Raw genomic sequence first — 1,424 nt, forward strand, 5'->3', positions numbered from 1 at the left:
TATTACTCGCTGCAAAACAGCGAAAACCTGAACGATGGACTGGTGATATCAGGAACTGTAAGCCAGTTGGCGAAGTCCACCTAAATCCAGAAAGAGAAGCTGCTTAATAAGCGAGCAAATGATGGCAACTATCTTGAAAAACACCGATTGTTTGTTAGCATTATTTTTCCAGTTGTTCGATTAACTCCCCACAACTGTTAAAAAAGTATTCGCATGATGTGCTCACCATTTTGGTAGAGTACGCTGCTTTGGGCTGAGAATTTTTATCAAAGCTATGCTTGAAGTTTAAGGAATGGTAATACAACGAATCCATGTAGACTTCAGCTGGAGCATGTTGCTTTGACCTAATATTATGTCTTGCCGTATGTTCGATATCCATTAGTTGAGCAAAAGGAACACCCAAGCTATTTAGAGACACATGATTATTTGACTCAGAGATATGAAGAAGAGAGTCATTGCAATAAGAGTTTTGACCTTGAGTAATTACGGAGTAAGTTGGTAATCCAATACAATCCTGATAGATCTTTGAAATTTTTTCGGCAAGGTAAATGAATACTTCTGGTTCATACGTGTAAGAAATGTCGTTATTAAATGCACCCACACTCCAATTACTTTTTAATAGCAAACTATCTGCAAAGGAAATAAACGATATCGATGGATACTCAGAAGCAATTTGGTCAATTCTGTCCCGTAGTTCAGCCAACATTTCAGTTGAGAGCTTATCTTCTTCTAGGTATTTTTTTACGCCAATCGCATCAATCATTGAAAAAACGGAGAACGATCGTGCATGAAGGCTATCAAGCCACTCCCCTTTAACAAAAATCCTTGGTTTCTCATCACATGCTTGACAACCTACACAAGAAACAAATTGCTCTCGAGGTAAAATTATAGAAACCTCATGGAATCGGTCCGATATATTAACGTACCAAGAGAGTTCAATACTATTATCTAAAGCCTTACGAGCAGCTGCGTAGCTAACATAACCAACGTTCTCGTATGGATTATTTTTATAGTCTGTCAAGAAGCGAATCATCATACTCTCATAGTCACTCATGTACTTTTGGTCGACGAGATACAAATCTCGATCTAAAGGTACATTTTCGAACTCATATCTTTCAAAATCTTCATGCTCGAACATCACAACTCCTAATTAATAATGCTAACGCCGCATTAAGTGGTGAACAACGCTACCACCCAACCTAAAACCTTGCCACATTTAGCACTGAAGCAGACTTAAACTGAAATTGCCAAACGTTGAGAATCCGTCTTAAATGCTTTGTATGGATAATAAGCGCTCCAATCGGGTAAGGTGAGACCCAGACTTTAACTGCAACTAAAGTTCTTCTATCTGGTAGTTCGATTAAATGATGGCTCCTCTATCGAGAGACCGATAACAAGTACGAACGCCAGATAGAACTCCAAGC

The 1,424-nt window shown here is 38.7% G+C and carries 1 protein-coding gene; it reads right to left on the reverse strand.

Annotated features, from left to right (window positions below):
• Positions 1-160 precede the first annotated feature (160 nt).
• Positions 161-1,138 (reverse strand): hypothetical protein, encoded by a 978-nt coding sequence (locus ELS82_RS24955; protein ID WP_134837769.1) that lies wholly within the window; start codon positions 1,136-1,138, stop codon positions 161-163.
• Between the last annotated feature and the right edge of the window lie 286 nt (positions 1,139-1,424).

It is taken from the genome of Vibrio ouci (assembly GCF_004551525.1).
GTDB classification, from domain to species: Bacteria; Pseudomonadota; Gammaproteobacteria; order Enterobacterales; family Vibrionaceae; genus Vibrio; species Vibrio ouci.